Source organism: Paraburkholderia lebeckiae (assembly GCF_050436325.1).
Taxonomy (GTDB): Bacteria; Pseudomonadota; Gammaproteobacteria; order Burkholderiales; family Burkholderiaceae; genus Paraburkholderia; species Paraburkholderia tuberum.
In genome coordinates this window covers 2,748,546-2,773,601 of sequence record NZ_JBNDLZ010000003.1, presented here as the reverse complement: position 1 = coordinate 2,773,601, position 25,056 = coordinate 2,748,546, and the positions used below count along the sequence as shown (strand labels likewise).

Below are 25,056 nucleotides of genomic sequence, written 5' to 3'. Positions count from 1 at the left end.
CTTCAGCGTCCGGCGCTGGCGCGGAACGTGTCGAGTCGCGAACCCGAGGCAGCACCGGTCAGGTACGTCGGCACGATCGCTTCGAGGCTGACCGGTTCGAGTCCGAGCTCGGGCGCGAGCGGCCCGCTCAGAATGTTGGCGACCTTCATCGAATCGAGATTGTCGCGCGAAATCACCGGTTCGCCCGGCGCCATTTCGAAGCTCAACGCCTGCAGGCGCGCGAGCGGCTCGGGCAGACGGATGATGCCCGCATGCTTGCCGATCACGTCGCCGCAGTATGAAACCAGATCTTCGAGCGTGTAGACGGTCGGGCCGCCAAGCTCGTAGGTGCGGCCGCTCGCGCCATCGAGATCGAGCACGTTGACGATCGCCTTCGCGACGTCGCCGACATAGACCGGTTGGAACTGCGCGTCCGGCATCGCGAGCGGAATGGCCGGAAACACGCGCTGCAGGAACGCGAACTTGTTCAGAAACGCGTCCTCGGGTCCGAACACGACCGACGGCCGGAAGATCGTCCACGCGACGTTGGCCGCATGCACGGCTTTCTCGCCGTCGGCCTTCGAGCGCGAATACATGCTCGGGCCGTTCGGATTGGCGCCTAGCGCGCTCAGATGAATCAGCCGATGCACGCCCTTGCCTTCGCAGGCGGCGACGATGCGCGTCGGCAGCTCGACGTGCGCATGCGCGAACTCCCGCCCATAGGGCTTGCCGCGTTTGCCGTTCAGGATACCGACGAGATTGATTACGCAATCCGCGCCCTCGACGAAGCGCGCGAGTTGCACCGGATCGAACACGTCGGTTTCGAGCACGTCGATCGGCAGCATGGTCAGATGGCGCGCGTTGTAGCGTCGCCGTGTGGCGACGCGCACGTCCTTGCCCGTCTCGACAAGCGCGTTGACGAGGTAGCTGCCGATAAACCCTGAACCGCCGATGACCGCGATGGCTTGATGTCGCATTTTCGACTCCCTGATGGAAGCCGCGGCAACGGCTGGCGAAGCGCGCCGCAACCTCGAAGCGAGATTGCGGCGCCAAGGCGCTTACGGTGCGATGTAACCCAGGCGCGCCTTCAGCGATTGCGGACGGCCTTCGAACAATGCCGCGTAGTAGACCGTGTTGGACAACACATTTTTCACGTAGTCGCGAGTTTCCTGAAACGGAATCGCCTCGGCGAAGACCGCGCCTTCGACCGGGCGCTGCAGCGACTGCCGCCAGTTGCGCGAACGGCCCGGACCTGCGTTGTAGCCAGCGGTGGCCAGCACGGCGGACCCGTCGAACTGATTGTAGATCATCGCCAGGTAGTTCGTGCCGAGCAGGATGTTGGTGTTGATGTCGTTCATCTGCTCGCGCGACACCGGTCCCAGACCGATCTTCTTCGCGACCAGTTGCGCGGTTGCGGGCATCAGCTGCATCAGTCCGCCCGCGCCGACCTCAGAGCGCGCGTTGATGATGAAGCGCGACTCCTGGCGAATCAGCCCGTACGCCCACTCGACGTCGAGCCCGCTCGACTGCGCGTCCTGCTCGACGATGTTGCGGAACGGCGATAGATAGCGCAGCGAAAAATCGTGCTCGCTCTTCGTGCGGTCCGCAGTGTTGACGGTGCGGTCGTACAGCTCGATGCGGCGCGCGTACTCGGCGGCGGCGAGCAGTTGCCGGTCGGACATGTTGCGCAACGGCCAGTTCCACTCGCGATTGCCTTCGAGCCGCAGGTTCAGCCCATAGAAGCGCTGCGCGAGATCGAAGCCCGGCGTGGTGCCGGCTTGCTGCACTTCGGCGTCGGTCACGGTGGTTTTTGGCGGCACGGTGATCTTCTGGCCGAGCTCTTCGAGCGCGAGCTGGCCGTAGAAGTTGAAGTTCGACGCGATCGACTGGAATTCCTGACTGGCCGTGGCCGTGTCGCCGGCCTGTTTCAGCGCGCGTCCGTGCCAGTACACCCACGACGGTTGCTTGCGCAGCGACTCGGGCATCTGCTCGATCGACCAGCGCACCATGTTCCAGTCGCCAGCGAGCAGCGCGCTGCGTGTGCGCCATTCATACGCGGGATTCGACAGCGGCGCGTTCGCCGACAGCCGGAACCAGTCGACCGCGCCAGGCATCTGCTTGAGCGCGCCCTGATAGCCGATCGTGCCCCAGCCGATCGCGCGCTCCGGCGAATTCAGCGACGGCGCGACCGACGCGAACGTGGCCGCGGCCATGGCCGGATCATTGCGCGCCATGCGCGTGATGGCGAGCAGCGCCAGCTGATGCGATTGCGCATCCGGTCCGACGCCGCGCGCGAGCAATAGCGGCGGCGTATTGGTCGCCTGGCTGAACAGCACCGGGTCGGGCGGCTGGTCGCCGAGCGCGTCGACGAGCTTGCTGCCGGTGCTCGTGTAGTTCTGCTCGTACGCGAGACGAATTTGCGCCCAGATGTCGTCGGCGCTGAACTGGTGGTTCACGCCGAGCACCGTGATCAGATCGACGCAGCCGTCGCCGTACCACTTCGGCTCGACGAGCAGCGCGCGCGCCGCGTCCGCGACGTTCTCGCCGCGCGACGCGCGCGATTCGAGCGCGTAGCACTTGACCTGAGTGTCGTCGTCGAGCACGAACTTCGCGTACTGCTGGTCGAAGTTGCGCCAGTCGTGACGCGTGCCGAGCACCGTCAGGTAGTCGTTGCGCATGCGATCGGCGATCGCCTGGCCGTCGTACTTCTGCAGGAACGCGAGCACGGGCGCGTCCGGCGCGTCGATGCGCGCATGGCCGGTCGAATCGAACAGCTGCGGCTTGATCTGGAAGTACTCCAGATACGAGGGCGCCGGATAATTCGGGATCATGCTCGCGAGCTGAGCTGCGCGCGCCGCGTCGTTAGTACGCGAGGCTTCGCGAAGCTGGACGAAAATCTGGTCGTCGTTCGTGAGTTGCGAGAGTGGAAGGGGCTTGACGGCCGAAGCAGTGCTGCAGGCCACGAGTGCCGCTGCGGCAAGCGCGATACTGATCGCGCGATATACTCGAAAAAGGCGTTTTGACATCGTTGTTTCTGGAGCGCGAATTGGACCCAAGCATAGCATGCAACCCTGTCCCGGCAACGAAAAAGGCGCTGCGCCGGATGTTGCTGGAAAGCCGTCTGCAAGCGGCTTCCGAGCCGGCGAAGAATGCCGCGCTCGGGCGTCGGATGCTCGACGCGCTGAAGCACTACGCGGTACGCAGCGCGGGATTCTACTGGCCGCTTGCCGGCGAGTTCGACGCGCGCGGGGCGATTGCGATCTGGCTTGCCGCGGACTCGCACCACGAAGCCAGTCTGCCAATCATTAAAGAACGTGGCATGGCGCTCGAATTCCATGCCTGGACGCCCGCGACGCCGATGAAAATCGGCCATCACAAGATTGCCGAGCCCACCTCGGGGCGCGTGGTGCTGCCCGAGCTGCTGTTCGTGCCCTGCGTGGGTTTCGACTCGGACGGCTACCGCCTCGGCTACGGCGGCGGCTATTACGACCGCACGCTGGCCGGCTGGCCGGCGGCGCACAAGCCGATCACGGTCGGCATCGCGTACGAAGCGTGCCGCACCGACACGCTGGAACGCGAGGCGCATGACATTGCGCTCGATCTGATAATCACAGAGGCGGGGTTTCATCCGGCGCTGCCGGGCTGAACGCGCGATGCGCGGCGTGTGACGCGCCGGCGCTTGCGCGGTGCTTCGTCGTTACAGCGAAGCCGCCGCGCGCGCCGCCGTGTCGTACAGGCCCGACGCATTGCGCATCAACTGCGCGGCCTCGCCGATCTGCTGGTTGGTCAGGCCGCTTTCCTTGAGCGTCGAGATCAGGCAGTTTTCGCGCACCTCGCGGTACTTCAGGCATAGTTCGCGGCCCGCGTCGGTTGCGGAAAAGAACACTTCCTTGCCGGTCTTTTCGCTTTTTACGTACCCTCTAGCTACGAGCTTTTTCAACGCGTACGTCGCGACGTGCGTGTCCTCGATGTTCAGCACGAAGCAGATGTCCGCGAGCTTCTTGCGGCGTTCGCGATGGCTCACGTGGTGCAGCAGCGACACCTCGATCGCGGTCATGTCCTTGTCGCCGGCCGCCGACATGCAGCGCACCATCCAGCGGTTGAACGCATTGCCCGCCATGATCAGCGCGTATTCGAGTTCCGAGAGTTCCGCGCTGCTTTCGGAGACGAGGTGTTCCGACGAAACGATCTTGGTGGGATGACGCGTCATACGAGGTTCCCGTGACGAAAATGGGCTGGAAAAGTGTCGCAAGTGTACGACGATGCCCCGCCGCCGACGAGCCTGGCAAATACGCTTATTGGTATTTCGTCGATATTTTATTGATAATGTACCCTTCAAATGTCGCCGACTCCGTGCCGGGCATGCGCCACCGCACCGCGCTGTCCGCCTCATCCTCCGATTCGATCCGGGCCGCCCAGTCAATGAGCCAACCACGAATTTTTCCCCTCGGCGATGCCGCGCTCGTCTGCGAAGCGCCGCCGCCCGCCACGCTGGAGTGCCAGCAGCGCGTGTGGGCTACGGCCGAAGCCGCGCGCGACTGGCCGCACGTGCTCGAAGTCGTGCCCGGCATGAACAATCTGACGCTCGTGTTCGACCCGCTCTCGACCGACGCCGACGCGCTCGGCGAGCAGTTGCTGACGGCCTGGAACGCAGCGGCCAAAGCCGTCGCGCCCGGGCGCGACGTCGAGATTGCAGTGCAGTACGGCGGCGCATTCGGCCCCGATCTGCAGGCGGTCGCCGAACATACGGGCTTGAGCGCGCGCGAGGTCGTCGAACGTCATGCGGGCGGCGCCTACGTGGTGTTCTTTCTCGGCTTCCAGCCCGGCTTCGCCTATATGGGTGGGCTCGACACCGCGCTGCACACGCCGCGCCGCGCGTCGCCGCGGCTCGAGGTGCCAGCGGGCTCGGTCGGCATCGGCGGCGAGCAGACTGGCATCTATCCGGCGGTGTCGCCGGGCGGCTGGCAGCTGATCGGCCGCACCGAGGTGCCGCTGTTCGATCCGGCGCGCCGGCCCCCCACGCTGCTGCAGCCCGGCGACCGGGTGCGCTTCACGATCGCGGGGATGCACGCATGATCGACGTTATCCGCGCGGGTCTCCAGACCACGATCCAGGACCTCGGCCGCCATGGCTATCGGCATCTCGGCGTCGCGATGGGGGGGGCGCTCGACCGGCTGTCGCTCGAAGTCGGCAACCGGCTGGTCGGCAACCGCCCCGACGCGGCCGGCCTCGAAATCACCTTCGGCCCGACCGCGCTGCGCTTTTTGCGCGCGACGCGCGTCGCGATCACCGGCACCGAGTTCGGCGCGACGCTCGACGGCAAACCCGTCTATTCGTTTTGGAGTCTGCCCGTGCAGGCCGGCCAGGAGCTCGTGCTGCACGCGGCCAAGCGCGGCATGCGCGGTTATGTCTGCGTGGCGGGCGGCATCGACGTGCTGCCGATGCTCGGCTCGCGCAGCACCGACCTCGCCAGCCATTTCGGCGGACTCGGCGGCCGCGCGCTCAACGACGGCGACCGTCTGCCGGTCGGCGCGCCGCAGCAGCGCGGCCACCTCGGCTTCACGCCCGAGGCGCCCGAGTTCGGCGTGAAGGCGCCCGCCTGGTGCAAGTTCGTGCTCGTCAACGAGCCGCTGCGGCGCGGTCGTCATCCGTCGGGCGTGCCCTGGGCCATACCGATCCGCGTGCTGCGCGGCCCCGAATACGACAGCTTCACCGCGGATGCACAGCAGTCGTTCTGGTCCGACGAGTGGCTCGTGACGCCGAACAGCAACCGCATGGGCTATCGCCTTGCCGGCACCGAGCTGAAGCGCACGCACAAGACTGACCTGCTGTCGCACGCGGTGCTGCCCGGCACGATCCAGGTGCCCCCGAACGGTCAGCCGATCGTGCTGATGAGCGACGCGCAGACCACCGGCGGCTATCCGAAGATCGGCGCAGTGATTCAGGCCGATCTGTGGAAGCTCGCGCAGGTGCGCCTGAACGGTGCTGTCCGTTTCATCCCGACGACGCTCTACGAAGCCCGCCAGGCTTTGCTGGAAGAACGCACGTATCTGCGGCAGATCGATGCCGCGATCGCGATGCATGAAGAGCGTTGCGCGCGCCAGGCGGCGCCCGCGGCGCTGTGACCCTAAGTAAAGGAATCCCCATGGAAATCGATCTGAACGCCGATCTCGGCGAAGGCTGCGGCTCCGACGAGGCGCTGCTCGACCTCGTGAGCTCGGCCAACATCGCATGCGGCTGGCATGCGGGCGGCCCCAACGCGATGCGCGACTGCGTGCGCTGGGCCGTGCAGAAAGGCGTGTCGATTGGCGCGCATCCGAGCTTCAACGATCCCGAGAATTTCGGCCGCAAGGAAATGGATCTGCCGGCGGACGAGATCTACGCGGGCGTGCTGTATCAGCTTGGCGCGCTGTCGGCGATCGCGCAGGCCGAGGGCGGGCGCATCGCGCACGTGAAGCCGCACGGCGCCCTGTACAACCAGGCCGCACGCGAGGCGAAGATCGCCGACGCGATCGTCTCCGCGGTGCACGATTTCGATCCGTCCGTGGCGGTGTTCGCGCTCGCCAACAGCGGGCTCGTGAGCGCCGCGCGCAACGCGGGCCTGACCGCGATCGAGGAAGTGTTCGCCGACCGCGGCTATCGCGCGGACGGCTCGCTCGTGCCGCGCAAGGAGCCGGGCGCGCTGCTCGACGACGAGGACGAAGTGCTCGCGCGCACGCTCGCGATGATCCGCGAGCAACGCGTGAAGGCCGTCGACGGACAGTGGGTGCCGTTGAACGCGCAGACCATCTGCCTGCACGGCGATGGCCCGCATGCGCTCGCGTTCGCGCGACGCATTCGCGGCGCGCTCGCCGACGCCGGCATCGAAGTGCACGCGGCGGGCGCCGCGCGCGCTTGAGCGTTCGCCTCACCGTCCTACCCACTGCGCGCGTCGCTCCGATCCGGCGCGCGTGACCGATCCAGCGCCCCGCACCCATGCGGGGCGATTGCCAGCCGCGGCATCAATCGCGATGCCCGCTGCAAACCCACGGATGCCGACGCGCATTCACGGGGCAGGTAAAGAGAGTTCGACGCGGCCGCAGAGCCGTGGTAGCAAGCCGGCGCATGAGGCCGCACGCTCCGGTTCACGTCAGCCGCCACCGGCGGCGAAGTTGAATGACCTCTTGGAGATCCTGATGCAGACAACTGTCAGTCTATGGCCGCTCATCGGTGTGGCCGTCATCATCGTTGGCTTTCTGTTGCGCTTCAATCCGATGCTGATCGTGGCCGTCGCCGCGATCGTCACCGGTTTCGCGGCGCATTTCCCGCCGGAAAAAATCCTCGCGCTGATCGGCACCGGCTTCATCAAGACGCGCAACATCCCGCTGATCATCCTGCTGCCGCTCGCTGTGATCGGCCTGCTCGAACGACACGGCCTGCGCGAGCGCGCGCAGGCGTGGATCAGCAGCATCAAGGCGGCGACCGCCGGACGTCTGTTGATCGTCTATCTGCTCGTGCGCGAGCTGACCGCCGCGGTCGGCCTGACCGGGCTCGGCGGCCATCCGCAGATGGTGCGTCCGCTGATCGCGCCGATGGCCGAGGGTGCGACCGAGAACCGCTTCGGCAAGATCGGCGACGCGGTGCGCTTCCGACTGCGCGCATTCTCGGCGGCAACCGACAACGTCGGCCTCTTTTTCGGCGAGGACATCTTCGTCGCGTTCGGCGCGATCGTGCTGATGACGACTTTCCTGAAGGAAGCGGGCATCGTCGTCGAGCCGATTCACGTCGCCGTGTGGGGAATTCCGACCGCGATCAGCGCGTTCATCGTGCATGGCTTCCGGCTCTGGCTGCTCGACCGCCGGCTCGAGCGTGAATTGCGCGGTAAGGCGCCGGGCGGCACGTCGACCGCGAAGGCGACCGCCGCATCGACGCCGTCGTCGGCCACGCGTGCTACCGGAGACGAAGCATGACCTTCACGATCACCTATCTGTTCTGGTTGCTCGGCATCGTGCTGCTGATCGTCGGCGGCATGATCGTCACGGACCGAGAGCATCCGCGCCGCCTCACCGCGGGCGGCTTCTGGATTCTTTACGCGCTGATCTTCCTGATCGGCGACCGGCTGCCGCCGGCCGTGGTCGGCGTCGCGGTGATCGCGATGGCGCTGATCGCGGGCTTCGGCGGCGTCACCGCGGGCAAGCCGAAGACGCTGTCGCTCGAAGCACGTCAGACGAGCGCCGCGCGGCTGCGCAACAAGCTGTTCGTGCCCGCGCTGACGATTCCGGTCGTCACCGTGATCATCACGCTCGCGGCAAGCCATCTCGTGTTCGGCGGTGTGCCGTTGATCGAGAAGGCCAACGTCACGCTGATCGGCTTCGGTCTCGGCTGCGTGATCGCGCTCGCGATCGCCTGTGTGATCACGCGCGACACGGTCGGCCAGTCGATGAAGGAAGCGCGCCGCCTCGTCGATGCGCTGTCGTGGGCCGCGGTGCTGCCGCAGATGCTTGGCATGCTCGGTCTGGTGTTCTCGGACGCGGGCGTCGGCAAGGCGGTCGCGCACGTGACCACGTCGTATATCAGCCTCGAATACCGCTTCGTCGCGGTGGCCGTGTACTGCATCGGCATGGCGCTGTTCACGATGGTGATGGGCAACGGCTTCGCCGCGTTTCCGGTAATGACGGGCGGCGTCGGCGTGCCGATCCTCGTCGGCGTGTTCCACGGCAACCCGGCCGTGATGGCCGCGATCGGCATGTTCTCCGGCTACTGCGGCACGCTGATGACGCCGATGGCCGCGAACTTCAACATGGTGCCGGCTGCGCTGCTCGAATTACCCGACAAGAATGCGGTGATCAAGGTGCAGATTCCGACGGCGTTGATGCTGCTGGTGATCAATATCTTTCTGTTGAATTTCTTGATGTTTTTGTAGGGCTGCTGACAAGCGCGTCGTTTTGACAACCGGCATGTGAGCAGACGCAAACGGTCTTGCGCCGATCAACCCGCCTCGACCACGAAGCCGTGCCGCCGCAATAGCTGCAGCACGCCCTTCGGCCCACCCAGATGCAGCGCGCCGATCGCGACGAACAGCGGCTTGTTCGGCGCGGCGAGTTGCAGCATCCTCGCGACGAAGCGGCGATTGCGCTCGTAGACGATCCGGTTGTCGATCGAATTGGAGACGCGCGGGTCGCGCGCGAGCTTCTCCGATTTGGCAGCCTGCCACGCGGCGATCGCATCGGCATCGCCGACCCGCCACAGCCGATGCAGCGTGCGCACGTCCTCGACGTTCTGCGCGGGCGTCTGCACCAGATCCTGCGCGAGCATCTCACGCTGCTGCGCGGCCGACAGTCCGGTGAACGCGCGCATCTGTTGCGCGAGCGTTTCGAGTCCGACGATCTTGCCGCGCGTCTTCAGATAGACGTTCTGCAATTGCGCTTCGGTGCCGTATTCCGTTTGCAGACCCGCAGACAGCGAGTCGTAGGTCTCGACCACCAGCGACGCGAGCCACGGCCGCATCTTTTTGATCGCATCGAGCGCGGCCGGGTTGCCGCGCAGCCGCAACGCGAGCTTGTGCCACAGCGGCTCGGGCAGCAGACCCGGCAGGCAGTCGTGCTTGCACACGCCGTACTTCGACACGTCGTCCTGCGACACCAGCAGCTCGTCGGGCGACAGTTCGAGCGCGAGCGTCTGCGATGCGGCGAGCGCCGCGAGGATCGGCGCGCGGAACGGCTGCCCCGCCGGATAGTCGGCGGGATCGCCGACGTGCAGCGTGCCGAGCACGTAGATCGTCGTACTGCCGCGCGTCGCGACATAGAACGGCATGCGCGCCGGTTGCTGGCGCACCGGTCCGCTCGCGGTGGTGCCGGGGACCGGAGGCGGCGCAATCGACGGCGGTGGCGGGCTTGGCACCGTGACTGCAGGACGGGCCGCCTGGGCTGGCGCCTTGGCCGCCGCGCCGGCCGCGTGAGCGATGCAGGGCACGGCCGCGCCGATCGACAGCGCGCAGCCTACGCGAAATAAAGCGGACAGCGACGCGGGAAGAAATACGGAGAAAAAGGCGCGCGCGAGCGCATGAACAAACGCGCAGAGAAACGTGCGAAAAAACTTGCCGGCGAACCTTCCAGCAAATGCGCCGCAGGGCGCGGCGCCTCCCAGCGCACGCGCCCCGCGGCGCCGCGCGAAGGCGGCTATCCAGCCGCCCTCACACAAGCGGCGCGCAAGACGACGCGCCGCCACCACATCAGGCATCCACGTCCCCCACCTCTTCAGCGCGGTGACAGGAGACCAGGCGGCCATCCACTTCTCGCAGCTTCGGCTCCTCGCCGCGGCAGCGGTCGATCACGTACGGGCAGCGCTGATGGAACGTGCAGCCCGACGGCGGATTCAGCGGCGACGGCATTTCGCCTTGCAGCTTGATCTTGATCGTGCGGTCGGCCTCGAAGATCGACGGGGTCGCCGACATCAGCGCGCGCGTGTACGGATGGCGCGGCTTCGAGAAGATGCGCTGCTTGTCGCCCAGTTCAGCGACGCCGCCGAAGTACATGACCATCACGTCGTCGGCGATATGCTCGACCACCGACAGGTTGTGCGAGATGAACACGTAGCTCGTCTTGAACTCGTCCTGCAGGTCCATGAACAGGTTCAGGATCTGCGCCTGGATCGAGACGTCGAGCGCCGAGACCGGTTCGTCGGCGACCACGATCTGCGGATCGAGGATCATCGCGCGCGCAATCGCCACACGCTGACGCTGGCCGCCGGAGAACATGTGCGGATAGCGCTTCGCGTGCTCGGGCCGCAGGCCGACCGTGCGCATCATCTGCGCGATGCGCTCGGCGCGCTCGGTCGCGCTCATCTGCGTGTTGATCGCGAGCGGTTCGCCGAGCGTCTGCTCGACGGTCTTGCGCGGATTGAGCGACGCAAACGGGTTCTGGAACACCATCTGCACGCGGCGCCTGAGCGCCGCGATCTTCTCGTGATTCGCGCCGGCCACGTCCTCGCCGTCGATCAGCAGGCGGCCCGCGCTCGGCGTTTCGATCATCGTCAGCTGACGCGCGAGCGTCGACTTGCCGCAGCCGGACTCGCCGACTACCGCCAGCGTCTTGCCGCGTTCGAGCGCGAACGACACACCGTTCAGCGCCTTCACCGTGCCGTGCGCGAACATGCCGCGCTTGACCGTGTAGTAGCGCGCGAGCTGGTCGGCGACGAGCACGTGATCGCCAGTACGATCCGACTGGCGACGGGTTTCGGGTACTGCGCTCATCGGGCGCCTCCTTGCGTGTGAACGTTGGCGTCCTTCTCGAGGTTCAGCGGCTTGATGCAACGCACGCGCGTGAGCTCGGCGTGCGCGGGCAGCGGCGCGAGCGCGGGGCGGGCCTTCATGCAGTCGTCGACCACGTACTTGCAGCGCGGCGCGAACAGGCAACCCTTGGGCCGGTCGTCGCGGCCCGGCACCATGCCCGGCAGCGCCGCGAGCCGCACCGCGCCCACGTTGTGCTCGGGAATCGCGGCCAGCAGCGCTTCCGTGTACGGATGATGAGGCGCGGCGAAGATGTCCGGCACCTTGTTCGTCTCGATCACCTCGCCCGCGTACATCACGGCGACGCGCTGCGCGACCTCGGACACCACGGCCAGATCGTGCGAGATCAGCACGAGCGCCATGCCGCGGTCCTTCTGCAGGCGCATCAGCAATTCCATGATCTGCGCCTGGATCGTCACGTCGAGCGCGGTGGTCGGCTCGTCGGCGATCAGCAGCTTCGGGTTGCAGGCGATCGCCATCGCGATCATCACGCGCTGGTTCATGCCGCCCGACATCTGATGCGGAAACGAGCCAATGCGGTTTTTTGCGTCCGGAATGCCGACCTGGTCGAGCAGTTCGAGCGCGCGTTTTTCCAGCGCCGCGCCACGCAGGCCTTCGTGCAGCTTCAGCACTTCCTTGATTTGATAGCCGACCGTGTAGCTCGGGTTCAGGCTCGTCAGCGCGTCCTGGAACACCATCGCGATGTCCTTGCCGATGATCCTGCGGCGTTGCTTCGCGGAGGCCTTCAGCAGGTTCTTGCCGTCGAACGTGATTTCGTCGGCGGAGACCTTGCCGGGCGCGTCGATCAGGCCCATCAGCGCCATCATCGTCACGCTCTTGCCCGAGCCCGATTCGCCGACTACGCCCACCACTTCTCCGGGCGCGACATCGAGATTGATGCGGTCGACCGCGGGCAGGCCACCGAAGTTGACCGCGAGATTGCGGATGGTCAGTAGATTGCTCATGGTCAGGCCATCCGTTTCAGTTTGGGGTCGAGCGCGTCGCGCAGCCCGTCGCCGAGCAGGTTGATCGCAAGCACCGAGATCAGGATGGACAGGCCGGGCATCGTGACGATCCACCATGCGCTGTCGATGTAATCGCGCGCCGACGCGAGCATCGCGCCCCACTCCGCCGAAGGCGGTTGCACGCCGAGGCCGAGGAAGCCGAGCGCGGCGGCATCGAGAATCGCCGACGAAAAGCCAAGGGTTGCCTGCACGATCAGCGGCGCGGTGCAGTTCGGCAGCACCTGCGAGAACATCAGCCGCAACGTGCTCGCACCAGCGACCCGCGAAGCGGTCACGTACTCCTTCTGCAACTCGCCCTGCGCGGACGCGCGCGTCAGACGCACGTAGCCCGGCAGCGCGACGATCGCGATCGCGAGCATCGTGTTGACGAGACCCGGACCGATGATCGCGACCACCGCGACCGCGAGCAGCAGCGACGGCAGCGCGAGCAGCACGTCCATGATGCGCATGATCGGCGTGTCGGCCCATTTCTCGAAGAACGCGGCGACGAGGCCGAGCACGACGCCCGGAATCAGCGCGAGCACCACCGAGACGAAGCCGATCCAGAACGACAGCCGCGCGCCGTACATCAGACGCGAAAGGATGTCGCGGCCCGCTTCGTCGGTGCCGAGAATGAACTTCCAGTTGCCGCCGTCGAGCCATGCGGGCGGGATCTTCACGGAGTCGCGGTATTGCTCGATCGGGCTGTGCGGCGCGATCAGCGGCGCGAAGATCGCGATGAAGACCAGCACCAGCACGATGATGCCCGCGCCGACCGCGCCGCGGTTGCGCGAGAAGTTGGCCCAGAATTCGCGTGCCGCGATGGCGCGGCCGCTCGGCGGGGTAACTGCTTGGGGGACGGTGTTTTGGATATCAGCCATTGTGATTTACCTCGTATGGCGGATGCGCGGGTTCAGCACGCCGTACAGCAGATCGACGACGAGGTTCACGACGATCACCAGCGTGGCGATCAACAGGATACCGCCCTGCACGACCGGATAATCGCGCCGGCCGATCGCGTCGATCAGCCACTTGCCGATGCCCGGCCATGAAAACAGCGTTTCGGTCAGCACCGCGCCCGCAAGCAGTGTGCCGACCTGCAGGCCGATCACGGTGACGACAGGAATCAGCGCATTGCGCAGCGCATGCACGACGATCACGCGTCCCGGCGACAGCCCCTTCGCGCGCGCGGTGCGGATGTAGTCCTCGCGCAGCACTTCGAGCATCGACGAGCGCGTCATGCGCGCGACGACCGCGAGCGGAATCGTGCCGAGCACGATCGCGGGCAGGATCAGGTGACTGAGTGCGGATTTGAACGCGCCTTCGTCGGTGGACATCAGCGAGTCGATCAGCATGAAGCCGGTCACGTGCGGAATGTCGTATTCGACCGCGATGCGGCCCGACACCGGCGTCAAGCCGAGTTTGACCGAGAACACCATGATGAGGATCAAGCCCCACCAGAAGATCGGCATCGAGTAGCCGGTCAGGGCGGTGCCCATCACGCCGTGGTCGACCACCGTGCCGCGCCTCAGCGCCGCGAACACGCCCGCCGGCAGGCCGACGATCAGCGCGAACAGCATCGCGCAGAGCGACAGTTCGACGGTGGCGGGAAAGCGCGCGAGGAATTCGCCCATCACGCTCGTGTTGGTGATGATCGACGTGCCGAGGTTGCCGTGCACGGCACGGACGATGTAGTGGAAGTACTGCATTGGCAAGGGCTCGTCGAGCCCGAGGCGGTGCATCGCGGCCGCATGCATGGCCGGATCGACGCCGCGCTCGCCCATCATCACTTCGATGGGGTCGCCCGGGATCAGGTGAATCAGCGCGAACGCGAGGATCGTGATGCCGATGAACGTCGGTATCACCATGCCGATGCGGCGCAAAACGAAGCGGAACATGGTTCGCTCCCATGGTACTGGTGATGAAAAAACGCAACCGGCGACGAGGGCTCGTGACCCCGGTCGCCGGACCATTTCGACCAGTTTTCTAACCGTGCGAAAAGTGTACTGTGTTGCGGCGTACTGTATTGCGGCCTACTGCGCGAACTTTACGATTACTTGACGCTGACGCCGTCGAAGCGCGCGTAGCCGAGCGGTTCGATGCGCATGTCGACCACCTTCTTGCTGACCGGCTGATAGACGGTCGAGTGCGCGATCGGCGAGAACGGCAGTTGCTGCGCGAAAATATGCTGCGCGTCGCCGTAGATCTTCGTGCGCGTCGCCACGTCCGAAGTCGTGCGGCCCTTCTGGATCAGATCGTCGAACGGCTTGTAGCACCACTTCGAGAAGTTGTTGCCGTTGATCGCCTCGCAGCCGAGCAGCGTGCCGAGCCAGTTGTCCGGATCGCCGTTGTCGCCGGTCCAGCCGATCAGCATCGTGTCGTCTTCGCCAGCGTGCGCGCGCTTGATGTACTCACCCCATTCGTACGTGACGATCTTCGCCTTCACGCCGATCTTCGCCCAGTCCGCCTGGATCATTTCCGCCATCAGACGCGCGTTCGGGTTGTACGCGCGCTGCACCGGCATTGCCCACAGCGTGAGGTCGAAGCCGTTCGGGTAGCCCGCCTTCGCCAGCAGATCCTTCGCCTTGGCCGGATCGTACGAGGCGGCCGGCAGGTTCTTGACGAACGACCATTGCGTCGGCGGCATCGGGTTTGTCGCGAGCTGGCCCGCGCCCTGGTAGACCGAGTCGATGATCGCCTTCTTGTTGATCGCCATGTCGAGCGCCTGACGCACTTCGAGCTTGTCGACCGGCTTGTGCGTCACGTTGTACGCGAGATAGCCGAGGTTGAAGCCCGGTTGCGACGGCATGTCGATGTTCGGCTCGGCCTTCAGCGGCGCGATGTCGGCCGGGCGCGGATAGCTCATCACCTGGCATTCGTCGCGCTTGATCTTCTGCACGCGCACGCCGGCGTCCGGCGTGATCGAGAAGATCAGCTTCGAGATCTTCACCGCGTCCGGCTTCCAGTAGTCGGGATTGCCGTCGAAGCGGATCGTCGCGTCCTTCGTATAGCTGCGGAAGATGAACGGGCCGGTGCCGACCGGGAACTGATTGATGTCGGCGGCCTTGCCCGCCTTGAGCAGCTGATCCGCATATTCAGCCGACAGGATCGACGCGTATTCCATCGCCAGATTCTGGATGAACGGCGCGTTGACTTCCTTCAGCGTGAACTTGACCGTGTACGGGTCGACTTTCTCGACGCTCGTGATCAGCTTGTCGAGGCCCATGTCGGTGAAGTACGGGAACTGCACCGGATATGCCTTGCGGAACGGCTGGTTCGGGTCGAGCATGCGCTGGAACGAGAAGACCACGTCGTCCGCGTTGAATTCGCGCGTCGGCTTGAAGAACGAGGTGGTCTGGAACTTCACGCCATGACGCAGATGGAACGTGTAGGTCTTGCCATCGGGCGACACGTCCCACTTCTCCGCGAGGCCGGGCTCGACCTTGGTGCCGCCGCGCTCGAACTCGACGAGGCGGTTGTAGACGGTGAACGTGTTGGCCGTGAAGTCGACGCCCGTCGTGTATTGGGCCGGATCGAAACCCGCGGGACTGCCTTCCGAGCAGTAAACAAGGGTTTTGTTCGGGATCCCGGCAGCCTGCGCGCTCGTGACGCCAAGCAGGGATGCCGCTGCGGCAGCGACGAGCGTGGATCTACGCGCGACGCGCAACAGATTGTTTTGCTTCATGTTTCCTCCAGGTTCGGGGCCGGCCTGCGCCGGCGTAGCGGGATATTACTTGAGCTTGGGCCGGCGACCAAGCGGAGCAAAATCCTTCCGTTGACGACAGGAAACACTTCGTGCAAACGTTTTGCCACGGTTTTGTCACGGGCCGGGCGGGCCCATTCGAGCCGCCCGGCGACGAATGCGGCGCAAAAAGCGCGCCGCGCCCGCTTATTTCACCCCAACTTCCAGGAATTGCGTCGGCCCGAACGGATCGATCTTGAAGCCCGTCACGTTCTTGCTGATCGGCTGATAGACGGTCGAATGCGCGATCGGCGTGAACGGCACCTGGTCCTTGAAGATCTCCTGAGCCTGCGTATAGGCCTTGGTGCGATCGGCCAGGTTGGTGGTACTGCGGCCCTGCTTGATCAGATCGTCGTAAGGCTTGTAGCACCACTTCGAGAAGTTGCTGCCGTTGACCGCGTCGCAGCCGAGCAACACGCCGAGCCAGTTGTCAGGGTCGCCGTAGTCACCCGTCCAGCCGATCAGCATCGCCTGATGCTCGCCGGCATGTGCGCGGCGGATGTACTCGCCCCACTCGTACGTGGCGATGTTGACCTTGACGCCGATTTTCGCCCAGTCCGACTGCAGCATTTCGGCCATCAGGCGCGCGTTCGGGTTGTACGGGCGCTGCACCGGCATCGCCCATAGCGTCAGCTCGAACCCGTCGGGGTAGCCCGCCTGCTTCAGCAGCGCTTTCGCCTTGTCGACGTCGTACGGCGCGTCCTTCAGGTTCTTGTCGTAACCCCATTGCGTCGGCGGCATCGGGTTGGTCGCGGCCTGGCCCGCGCCCTGGTAGACCGCTTCGATGATCGCCTTCTTGTTGACCGACATGTCGAGCGCTCGGCGCACGAGCACGTTGTCGAGCGGCTTTTTGGTCGTGTTGTACGCGATATAGCCGAGGTTGAAGCCCACTTCGCTCGGCATCGCGAGCGACGCATCGGCCTTCACGGTAGGGATGTCGGCCGGGCGCGGATAGGACATCACCTGGCATTCGCCGCGCTTGAGCTTTTGCAGGCGCACGGCCGGATCGACCGTGATCGCGAAGATCAGCTTGCCGACCTTCGCGACGCCCGGCTTCCAGTAGTCGGGATTGCCGTCGAAGCGGATCGTGTCATCCTTTGTATAGCTGCGGAAGATGAACGGACCGGTGCCGACCGGGTACTGGTTGATATCGGACGCCTTGCCGGCCTTCAGCAACTGATCGGTGTATTCAGCCGACAGGATCGACGCGAACGGCATCGCGATCTGCTGCAGGAACGGCGCGTCGACTTCCTTCAGCGTGAAGCGCACCGTGTACGGATCGACCTTCTCGATCTTCGCGATGTTCTTCGCAAGACCGAGGTCGTTGAAGTACGGGAAATTGACCGGATACGCCTTGCGGAACGGATTCTCGGGATCGAGCATGCGCTCGTAGGTGAACACGACGTCGTCCGCGTTGAACTCGCGGGTCGGCTTGAAGTACGACGTGGTCTGGAATTTGACGCCGTGGCGCAGATGGAACGTATAGGTGAGGCCGTCGGGCGACACGTCCCACTTTTCGGCGAGACCCGGCTCGATGTCCGTGCTGCCATGCGCAAATTCGACGAGCCGGTTATAGACCGTGTACGAGCCGGCACTGAACTCGACGCTGGTCGTGTATTGCGCGGTATCGAAGCCCGCCGGGCTGCCTTCGGAGCAGAAGACCAGCGTCTTGTCGGGCAGCGTGGCCGCCTGCGACGCGGCGGGCACGAGGCCGCTGGTGGCGACCGCGAGCGCGGCGAGAGCCGGCAGGCAGAACGGGTGAAGCGCGAACCGTCGGTGTGCCGCAGTCTTTCTTGTCACTGTCATATCGTCCTCCGCACAGCAGCCGGGTTGGCTGCGTTTCGATGATAGACAGCCCAAAAATGAGCTTCAACAGGGACTTACCACGCTATTTGGGACAAATTTGCGACCCATGCCAGACTGGCGGGGCCCGCGCGGCCGTTGTGGCCGCGCGGGCATTGCAGTTACACGGCGAGCCTTTCGCAGATCGCCTTGGTCGACGTGGCCGCGTTCAGCGTATAGAAGTGCAGACCGGGCACCTTCGCATCGACGAGCCGTTGACACAGAGCCGTCACCACGTCGAGCCCGAACGCGCGGATCGACTCGCGGTCGTCGCCGAAGCTTTCGAGCCGGCGCGCGATCCAGCGCGGCACTTCGGCGCCGCACATTTCGGAGAAGCGCATCAGCTGCGAGAAGTTCGTGATCGGCATGATGCCGGGCACGATCGGCACGTCGACGCCGAGCTGGCGCGCATCGTCGACGAAACGGAAGTACGCGTCCGCGTTGAAGAAGTACTGCGTGATCGCCGAGTTCGCGCCGGCTTTCACCTTGCGCGCGAAGTTTTCGAGATCGTGACGCGGCGAGCGCGACTGCGGATGGTATTCCGGATAGCCCGCCACCTCGATCCAGAACCAGTCGCCGAACTCGGCACGGATGAAGCTGACGAGCTCCGACGCATAGCGCAGCTCGCCGACCGCGCCCATGCCCGAGGGCAGATCACCGCGCAGCGCGACGATATGGCGGATGTCGTGCGCGCGGTACTCGTTAAGGATCGCACGCAGGCTTTCCTTCGACGAGCCGATGCACGACAGATGCGGCGCCGCCTCGAGCCCTTCCTTCGCCATGTCGACGACGGTATCGAGCGTGCCTTGCTGGGTCGAACCGCCGGCGCCGAACGTGACGGACACGAACTTGGGCTTGAGCGACACGAGTTCCGCGCGCGTCGCGCGCAGTTTGTCGATGCCTTCCTGCGTTTTCGGCGGGAAGAATTCGAATGAGAGTTCGATCGGATTCATGGTCAAAAAGGTCAAGCGAGACTGCGGTTGCCGAAAATGAGCGCGGACAGCAGCCACGACACGACGCTGTACAGGATCGAGCCGAAGAACGCCGACCAGAAGCCCGACACCTCGAAGCCCTTCAGCAGCGACGCGCACAGCCAGAAGCACAGCGCATTGACGACCAGAATGAAGAGTCCGAGCGTGAGGATCGTGACGGGCAGCGTCAGCAGGATCAGCAGCGGCCGCAGCACCGTATTGATGAGGCCGAGCACGATCGCGACGATCAGCGCGGTACCGAAGCTACGGATATGAATCGACGGAACGATGTAGGTGATGATCAGCAGCGCGAGCGCGTTGATGAGCCAGGTCAGCAGCACGGTCATGTAGAACTCCTTGTAAGCACCTTTGCGGAGAAGATGTCCAGCAAACGAAAAGCGGCGCTGGCGAACAAAGCGGCGCATTGCGCGCCGCCCCGAGATCGGACCGTCAAGCTTCTAGCGCCGCCCGCGTGGCCGGGCGCGCGAATGCGCGCATGGAGCCGCGGACGGCCGCGTGCTTAATAGCGATAGTGGTTCGGCTTGAACGGACCGTTCTTGTCGACGCCGATGTAGCCGGCCTGCGCGTCGGACAGCACGGTCAGGTTCGCGCCGATCCGCGCCAGATGCAGACGCGCGACCTTCTCGTCGAGATGCTTCGGCAGCACGTAGACCTTGTTTTCGTACTTCGCGCCCTGCGTGAACAGTTCGATCTGCGCGAGCGTCTGGTTCGTGAACGAGTTCGACATCACGAACGACGGGTGGCCCGTCGCGCAGCCGAGGTTCACGAGGCGGCCTTCGGCCAGCAGGATCACGCGCTTGCCGTCCGGGAAAATGATGTGGTCGACTTGCGGTTTGATGTTTTCCCACTGGTACTGACGGGTCGACGCGACGTCGATTTCCGAGTCGAAGTGGCCGATGTTGCAGACGATCGCGTTATGACGCATCGCCTTCATGTGATCGTGGTTGATGACGTGGTAGTTGCCGGTCGCGGTCACGAAGATGTCGGCCTTGTCGGCCGCGTATTCCATCGTCACGACGCGGTAGCCTTCCATCGCCGCTTGGAGCGCGCAGATCGGATCGATTTCGGTGACCCACACGGTCGCGCCCAGACCGCGCAGCGATTGCGCGCAGCCCTTGCCCACGTCGCCGTAACCGGCCACGACCGCGATCTTGCCCGCGATCATCACGTCGGTCGCGCGCTTGATGCCATCGACGAGCGACTCGCGGCAGCCATACAGGTTGTCGAACTTCGACTTCGTGACCGAGTCGTTGACGTTGATGGCCGGGAACGGCAGGCGGCCTTCCTTCTCCATCTGGTACAGACGGTGCACGCCGGTGGTGGTTTCTTCGGTGACGCCCTTGATCGCCGCGAGGCGCTTCGAGTACCACGTCGGGTCGATCTCGAGGTGCGCGGCGATCGACTTGTACAGCGCGACTTCTTCTTCGTTGGTCGGCTTGGCGATCACCGAGCGGTCTTTTTCGGCCTTCGAGCCGAGGATCAGCAGCAGCGTCGCGTCGCCACCGTCGTCGAGGATCATGTTGGCGAACTCGCCGTTCGGCCATTCGAAAATGCGGTGCGAGAACTCCCAGTATTCATCGAGCGATTCGCCCTTGAACGCGAACACCGGCGTGCCGGCCTGCGCGATCGCGGCGGCGGCATGGTCCTGAGTCGAGAAGATATTGCACGAGGCCCAGCGTACGTCCGCGCCGAGCGCGGTCAGCGTCTCGATCAGTACGCCGGTCTGGATCGTCATGTGCAGCGAGCCGGCGACGCGCGCGCCCTTCAGCGGCTGCTGCGCCTTGTACTCATCACGGGTCTGCATGAGGCCGGGCATTTCGGTCTCGGCGATCGTGAGTTCCTTGCGGCCCCAGCCGGCGAGCGACATGTCGGCGACAACGTAATCCTGGTTCTGGGAATCGATGACTGCGGCGTTCATCACGCCCTCCTTTCTAAGAAATTGACTAGAAATGTGACGTGAGCGCGGTTTGAGGCAGCGTTCGAAATCGCGCAAGCGCGTTCCATGCTGCCAATTGAAGCCTTCGAGCCTGGCGGGCGGCCGGCGAATGCGGATTCGCGGTACCCGTCGCAACGCTCCTCGAAGACGAACGGCGATTGTAGCAAATCGAGATGACTTCGGCGCGCGCCGGACGGTGCGGCAGCGCGCTGGTTCAGACCGGCAGCAGCCCCAGTATCGGTGCGAGCAGCACCATGGCGACGCCGGCGATCATCATGGTCAGGCTGGACACTACGCCCTCCTCGCTGCCGAGCTCGCGTGCCTTCGCGGTGCCGACGCCGTGCGCGGCCGCGCCGAACAGCGCGCCGCGCGCGAGCCGCGTGCGCAGCGGCACGAACGCGAGCACGATTTCGCCGAACAGCATGCCGCAGACGCCGGTCGCGATCACGAACAGCGCGGTCAGGTCCTTCGGCGCGTGAATCCTGTCGGACACCGCGAGCGCGAATGGCGTCGACACCGAACGCGTCATCAGGCTGCGCTGCAAGTCCGGCGACAGGTGCAGCAGCTTCGCGAGCATCAGCGAGCCGCCGACGCCGACCAGAATGCCCACCGTCACGCCGACGGACAGCGAGATCCAGTGGCGCTTCAACAGTGCGCGGTACTCGTAGATCGGCACGGCGAACGCGACCGTCGCAGGGCCGAGCAGCCACATCAGCCAGCGCGTGTCCTCGAAGTAAAGCGAATACGGAATGTGCGCGAGTACGACGATCGCGACCAGCGCGGTCGGCACCGTCAGCATCGGCGTGAGCCACGGCGAGCGCACGCGCGCATACAGCGCCTTCGACGCGAAGTACAGCGCGATCGTCAGCACGAGGCAACCGGCCGCGATCAGGCGCGAGGCGTCGTCGGCCAACAGCGAAGCGAACGGGAGCGGGTTCATCGGCGCTCGCGCGACAGACTGCCTGCCTTACGCGCAACCCGCACGCGGCGCAGCGCGAAACGCCGTTCGACGCGCGCGGCCTGATCGACAGCGAACGCCACCGCGACCATCACCATCAGCGTGCCGGCGATCACCACCAGCGCGAGGCGCCAGCCGTCCGCGCGGAACAGGCCGCCGTATTGCACGGCGGCGACCGCCGCCGGAATGAAGAACAGCAGCATGTCGGACAGCAGCCAGTCCGCGCCGGCCTTGACCCAGCGCGGCGCGATACCGCCGCAGAACAGCAGCGCGAGCAGCACGACGAGGCCGACCACGCCGCCCGGCACCGGCAGATGCAGCCGCCGCACGATGAAATCGGCGCCGATCCACAGCGCCGCGATCGCGGCGCTTTGCACGGCGATGCGTGCGACGCGGCCGAAGCCACCCGCGTCCCCACTTGAGCCGCCACCGGCAGGACACGCGGAACGGGCGAAAACTGGCGCGGACATGAAATCCCCTAGCTGGCGTTAAAGGCGCTTAGTATGGGGCCCGCTGCACCATAAACAAAATGACTTACAATCATCGAAACCATTCCAAACTGGAATTCTGGAGGCCACGCTCATGGAACTCCGCGCGCTGCGCTATTTCGTCGAAGTGGTCCGTCGACAAAGCTTCACCGTCGCCGCTGAGCAGATGTTCGTCACGCAGCCGACCATCAGCAAGATGGTCAAGTCGCTGGAAGACGAAATCGGCTCGCCGCTGCTGCTGCGCGACGGCCGCCAGATGGTTCTCACCGACGTGGGCCGGATCGTCTATCAGCGCGGCCAGGACGTGCTCGCCGCGCACGCGCAATTGCAGGCCGAGCTGAACGATCTCGACACGCTCGGGCGCGGTGAACTGGCAATCGGCATTCCGCCGATGGGCGGTGCGCTCTTCACACCCGCAATCGCCGCGTTCCGCCAGCGCTATCCGAAGATCGAGCTGAAGCTGTTCGAGCAGGGCTCGCGCGCGATCGAATCCGCGCTGATCAACGGTGAACTGGAACTGGGCGGTGTGTTGCAGCCGGTCGACCCCGACAACATCGACGTGCTGCCGATGTCGCGCGAGCTGTTGTGGCTCGTCGCGCGCGCCGGCTCGCGCTGGGATGCGTTGAACGAGGTGCCGCTCGCCCAACTCGCCAATGAGCCGTTCGTGTTTTACGGCGAAAGCCTCGCGCTGAACGACGTCGTGTTGAACGCGTGTCGCGCGGCGGGATTTGCGCCCGCGATCGTCGGACGCAGCGCGCATTGGGACTTCATGGCGGCGCTGGTGCTGGCTGGCGTCGGCATCGCGCTGCTGCCCGCGCCCTATTGCCGGCGGCTCGATCCCGCGCAGTTCACCTGCCGCCCGGTCATCGAACCGGAGATCCCATGGGAAATGGCGATCGGCTGGCGCCGCAACGGCTATCTGTCGCACGCGGCGCGCGCATGGCTCGACGTCGCGCGCGAAACGCTGCCGACACACGCCAGCGACGATTTCATACTCGGACCGGGGATCGGCTTTAACGGAATCGCAGCGCCGCAAGGAGCTCTGCCACCCTCAGGCGAGTGACGGGCGGCGTCCGGCCGCGTTACGCCGCTCGCGTTTGCCGACTCCTTGCAAACGGCGATCAAACCGCCTGCGCCGGCACGTCACCTGGGTTCGGGGGCGTCACCGTCGCCGACCTGGCCGCTCCGTCTCGCCGGCTCGTCGCGATCAAATCCGCCGCCCGTTCGCCGATCATCACCGTCGGCGAATTGGTGTTGCCGCCGATCAGGGTCGGCATGACCGACGCATCGACGATCCTCAACCCCGTCACGCCGCGCACGCGCAATTGCGGATCGACGACCGAGCGCGCGTCGCCGCCCATCCGGCAGCTCGCGACCGGGTGATAGATCGTGTCCGCGCGCTCGGCGATCGTCCGGCGCAGTTCCGCATCCGATTGCCCTGGCCGCGTGTACAACTCCTCGCCGCCGTGCAGCGCGAGCGACGGCGCGCCGAGAATGCGCCGCGCCATCTTCGCGCCCTCGACGAGCAGATCGAGATCGCGCGCATCGCTCAGAAAGCGCGGATCGATCAGCGGCGCGACACGCGCATCGGCGCTCGCGAGCGTCACGGTGCCGCGGCTATGCGGACGCAGCACGCATACATGCAGCGAATAGCCGTGGCCCCAGTGCATATGGCGGTTGTGATCGTCGACGATCGCCGCGCAGAAATGCAGTTGCAGATCGGGCCGCGCGAGCGTCGGCCGGCTCTTCAGAAAACCGCCCGCCTCGGCGACGTTGCTCGACAGCATGCCGCGCCCATGTCGCATGAAGGTCACGAATTGCGGCAGCATCCGCGCGATGCCGCGCACCGAAAAACCGGTGGGCTCGATCGACCTCACGCGCTTGATGATTGTGAAATCGATGTGATCGATCAGGTTCTGGCCGACCTCGGGCGCATCGTGCAGCACGTCGATGCCGAGCGAGCGCAGATGCGCGGCCGGCCCGATGCCCGAGCACATCAACAGTTGCGGCGAGTTGAACGCCCCAGCGGCGAGCACGACCTCGGCGCGCGCCGCGAGCGTTTCGGTGCGGCCGCCGCGCACGATTTCGACGCCGCTCGCGCGCTTGCCGTCGAACACGACGCGCAGCACGGTCGCGTCGGCCATCGTGTGCAGATTCGCGCGCGGCCGGTCGTAGATGTACGCGCGCGCGACGCTGCAACGGCGCCCGTCACGTTGCGTGACTTGATAGAAGCCGATGCCTTCCTGGTCCGCGCCATTGAAGTCGTCGTTCGCTTGGTAGCCCGCTTCGAGCGCGGCCTGCACGAAGCGCCTGGAAAACGGATTCCTGAAGCGCAGATCGGACACGGTCAGCGGACCGGCCTCGCCATGCCACGCATCGGCGCCGCGCTCGTTGTCTTCGGCGCGGCGGAAATACGGCAGCACCTCGGCCCACGACCAGCCGTCGCAGCCGAGCCGCGCCCACTCGTCGTAATCGAGCGGATGGCCGCGCGTGTAGATCATCGCGTTGATCGCGCTCGATCCGCCGAAACCGCGTCCGCGCGGCAGATACCCTTGGCGACCGGCGAGCCCCGGTTGCGGCGTGGTCAGGTAGCCGTAGTTGGTCTTCAGTCTGTTCGGCACCACGGCCGCGACGCCGACCGGCATGTTCACCAACAGATTGCGCCCGGTATGCGGACCGGCCTCGATCAGCGCGATGGTCGCGTCGGGACAGCTATCGGCGAGACGGCTCGCGAGCGTGCAGCCGCCCGAGCCCGCACCGACGACGATGTAGTCATATTGCATGCGCTCCTCCTGATGGGCCGCGTTGCTCGCGGACCCTGTCTCGTGCACACTTGTCTACGTGTGTTT

The 25,056-nt window shown here is 65.4% G+C and carries 23 protein-coding genes and 1 riboswitch; of the genes, 7 read left to right on the top strand and 16 right to left on the bottom strand.

Annotation, left to right across the window (positions count from 1 at the left end; genetic code table 11):
• Positions 1-2: 2 nt before the first annotated feature.
• Positions 3-956, bottom strand: coding sequence for a complex I NDUFA9 subunit family protein (locus OKW44_RS30625; RefSeq protein WP_018418714.1), 954 nt, complete (start codon positions 954-956; stop codon positions 3-5).
• Between the two features lie 81 nt (positions 957-1,037).
• Complete coding sequence (locus OKW44_RS30620; protein ID WP_018418715.1) at positions 1,038-3,005, bottom strand: lytic transglycosylase domain-containing protein; 1,968 nt, start codon at positions 3,003-3,005, stop codon at positions 1,038-1,040.
• Positions 3,006-3,082: 77 nt separating this feature from the next.
• On the opposite strand from OKW44_RS30620, the gene OKW44_RS30615 reads away from it, so the two are divergent.
• Positions 3,083-3,625 (top strand): 5-formyltetrahydrofolate cyclo-ligase, encoded by a 543-nt coding sequence (locus OKW44_RS30615; RefSeq protein ID WP_018418716.1) that lies wholly within the window; start codon positions 3,083-3,085, stop codon positions 3,623-3,625.
• Between the two features lie 51 nt (positions 3,626-3,676).
• Here OKW44_RS30615 and OKW44_RS30610 read toward each other — a convergent pair whose 3' ends face one another.
• Positions 3,677-4,189: a winged helix DNA-binding protein gene (locus tag OKW44_RS30610; RefSeq protein WP_018418717.1), complete on the bottom strand. Its 513-nt coding sequence runs from the start codon at positions 4,187-4,189 to the stop codon at positions 3,677-3,679.
• Positions 4,190-4,401: 212 nt separating this feature from the next.
• On the opposite strand from OKW44_RS30610, the gene pxpB reads away from it, so the two are divergent.
• The 5 genes from pxpB to OKW44_RS30585 all read left to right on the top strand — a co-directional run bounded on the left by pxpB (position 4,402) and on the right by OKW44_RS30585 (position 8,881).
• Positions 4,402-5,055: a 5-oxoprolinase subunit PxpB gene (pxpB, locus tag OKW44_RS30605; RefSeq protein ID WP_018418718.1), complete on the top strand. Its 654-nt coding sequence runs from the start codon at positions 4,402-4,404 to the stop codon at positions 5,053-5,055.
• A complete protein-coding gene (locus OKW44_RS30600) occupies positions 5,052-6,104 on the top strand; it encodes a 5-oxoprolinase subunit C family protein (RefSeq protein WP_018418719.1) in 1,053 nt (350 codons plus the stop codon). Before pxpB ends, OKW44_RS30600 begins: the two co-directional genes overlap by 4 nt.
• A 20-nt stretch (positions 6,105-6,124) precedes the next feature.
• On the top strand, positions 6,125-6,877 hold the full coding sequence (gene pxpA, locus OKW44_RS30595; RefSeq protein ID WP_018418720.1) for a 5-oxoprolinase subunit PxpA: 753 nt from the start codon (positions 6,125-6,127) through the stop codon (positions 6,875-6,877).
• Positions 6,878-7,154: 277 nt separating this feature from the next.
• Positions 7,155-7,928 carry a DUF969 domain-containing protein gene (locus OKW44_RS30590; RefSeq protein WP_018418721.1) on the top strand — a complete coding sequence of 258 codons (774 nt, stop codon included), beginning with the start codon at positions 7,155-7,157 and terminating at the stop codon, positions 7,926-7,928.
• Positions 7,925-8,881, top strand: a complete 957-nt coding sequence (locus tag OKW44_RS30585; RefSeq protein ID WP_018418722.1) for a DUF979 domain-containing protein — start codon at positions 7,925-7,927, stop codon at positions 8,879-8,881. The genes OKW44_RS30590 and OKW44_RS30585 overlap by 4 nt, the downstream gene beginning before the upstream one ends.
• Positions 8,882-8,946: 65 nt before the next feature.
• On the opposite strand, the gene OKW44_RS30580 is transcribed toward OKW44_RS30585, so the two are convergent.
• The 12 genes from OKW44_RS30580 to OKW44_RS30525 form a co-directional block, all read right to left on the bottom strand.
• Positions 8,947-10,197, bottom strand: coding sequence for a TraB/GumN family protein (locus tag OKW44_RS30580; protein ID WP_018418723.1), 1,251 nt, complete (start codon positions 10,195-10,197; stop codon positions 8,947-8,949).
• Complete coding sequence (locus tag OKW44_RS30575) at positions 10,190-11,209, bottom strand: peptide ABC transporter ATP-binding protein (RefSeq protein ID WP_018418724.1); 1,020 nt, start codon at positions 11,207-11,209, stop codon at positions 10,190-10,192. Before OKW44_RS30575 ends, OKW44_RS30580 begins: the two co-directional genes overlap by 8 nt.
• Positions 11,206-12,210 (bottom strand): ABC transporter ATP-binding protein, encoded by a 1,005-nt coding sequence (locus OKW44_RS30570; protein WP_018418725.1) that lies wholly within the window; start codon positions 12,208-12,210, stop codon positions 11,206-11,208. Before OKW44_RS30570 ends, OKW44_RS30575 begins: the two co-directional genes overlap by 4 nt.
• 2 nt (positions 12,211-12,212) lie before the next feature.
• Complete coding sequence (locus OKW44_RS30565) at positions 12,213-13,130, bottom strand: ABC transporter permease subunit (protein WP_018418726.1); 918 nt, start codon at positions 13,128-13,130, stop codon at positions 12,213-12,215.
• 6 nt (positions 13,131-13,136) lie between these two features.
• Positions 13,137-14,147 carry an ABC transporter permease subunit gene (locus OKW44_RS30560; RefSeq protein WP_018418727.1) on the bottom strand — a complete coding sequence of 337 codons (1,011 nt, stop codon included), beginning with the start codon at positions 14,145-14,147 and terminating at the stop codon, positions 13,137-13,139.
• 155 nt (positions 14,148-14,302) lie between these two features.
• On the bottom strand, positions 14,303-15,934 hold the full coding sequence (locus OKW44_RS30555; RefSeq protein WP_018418728.1) for an ABC transporter substrate-binding protein: 1,632 nt from the start codon (positions 15,932-15,934) through the stop codon (positions 14,303-14,305).
• Between the two features lie 204 nt (positions 15,935-16,138).
• Complete coding sequence (locus OKW44_RS30550) at positions 16,139-17,797, bottom strand: ABC transporter substrate-binding protein (protein WP_018418729.1); 1,659 nt, start codon at positions 17,795-17,797, stop codon at positions 16,139-16,141.
• A 158-nt stretch (positions 17,798-17,955) separates the two neighbouring features.
• Complete coding sequence (metF, locus tag OKW44_RS30545) at positions 17,956-18,786, bottom strand: methylenetetrahydrofolate reductase [NAD(P)H] (RefSeq protein WP_026225502.1); 831 nt, start codon at positions 18,784-18,786, stop codon at positions 17,956-17,958.
• An 11-nt stretch (positions 18,787-18,797) separates the two neighbouring features.
• Positions 18,798-19,151, bottom strand: a complete 354-nt coding sequence (locus OKW44_RS30540) for a phage holin family protein (RefSeq protein WP_018418731.1) — start codon at positions 19,149-19,151, stop codon at positions 18,798-18,800.
• Positions 19,152-19,324: 173 nt separating this feature from the next.
• Positions 19,325-20,743: an adenosylhomocysteinase gene (ahcY, locus tag OKW44_RS30535; protein ID WP_018418732.1), complete on the bottom strand. Its 1,419-nt coding sequence runs from the start codon at positions 20,741-20,743 to the stop codon at positions 19,325-19,327.
• Positions 20,744-20,776: 33 nt separating this feature from the next.
• Positions 20,777-20,910: riboswitch (S-adenosyl-L-homocysteine riboswitch) on the bottom strand.
• A gap of 65 nt (positions 20,911-20,975) precedes the next feature.
• On the bottom strand, positions 20,976-21,701 hold the full coding sequence (locus OKW44_RS30530) for an LrgB family protein (RefSeq protein WP_018418733.1): 726 nt from the start codon (positions 21,699-21,701) through the stop codon (positions 20,976-20,978).
• Complete coding sequence (locus OKW44_RS30525; RefSeq protein ID WP_018418734.1) at positions 21,698-22,189, bottom strand: CidA/LrgA family protein; 492 nt, start codon at positions 22,187-22,189, stop codon at positions 21,698-21,700. The genes OKW44_RS30530 and OKW44_RS30525 overlap by 4 nt, the downstream gene beginning before the upstream one ends.
• A gap of 112 nt (positions 22,190-22,301) precedes the next feature.
• Between OKW44_RS30525 and OKW44_RS30520 the strand changes: the two genes are divergently transcribed.
• Positions 22,302-23,270 (top strand): LysR family transcriptional regulator, encoded by a 969-nt coding sequence (locus tag OKW44_RS30520; protein ID WP_018418735.1) that lies wholly within the window; start codon positions 22,302-22,304, stop codon positions 23,268-23,270.
• A gap of 58 nt (positions 23,271-23,328) precedes the next feature.
• Here OKW44_RS30520 and OKW44_RS30515 read toward each other — a convergent pair whose 3' ends face one another.
• Positions 23,329-24,990 (bottom strand): GMC family oxidoreductase, encoded by a 1,662-nt coding sequence (locus OKW44_RS30515; RefSeq protein ID WP_018418736.1) that lies wholly within the window; start codon positions 24,988-24,990, stop codon positions 23,329-23,331.
• Positions 24,991-25,056 lie beyond the last annotated feature (66 nt).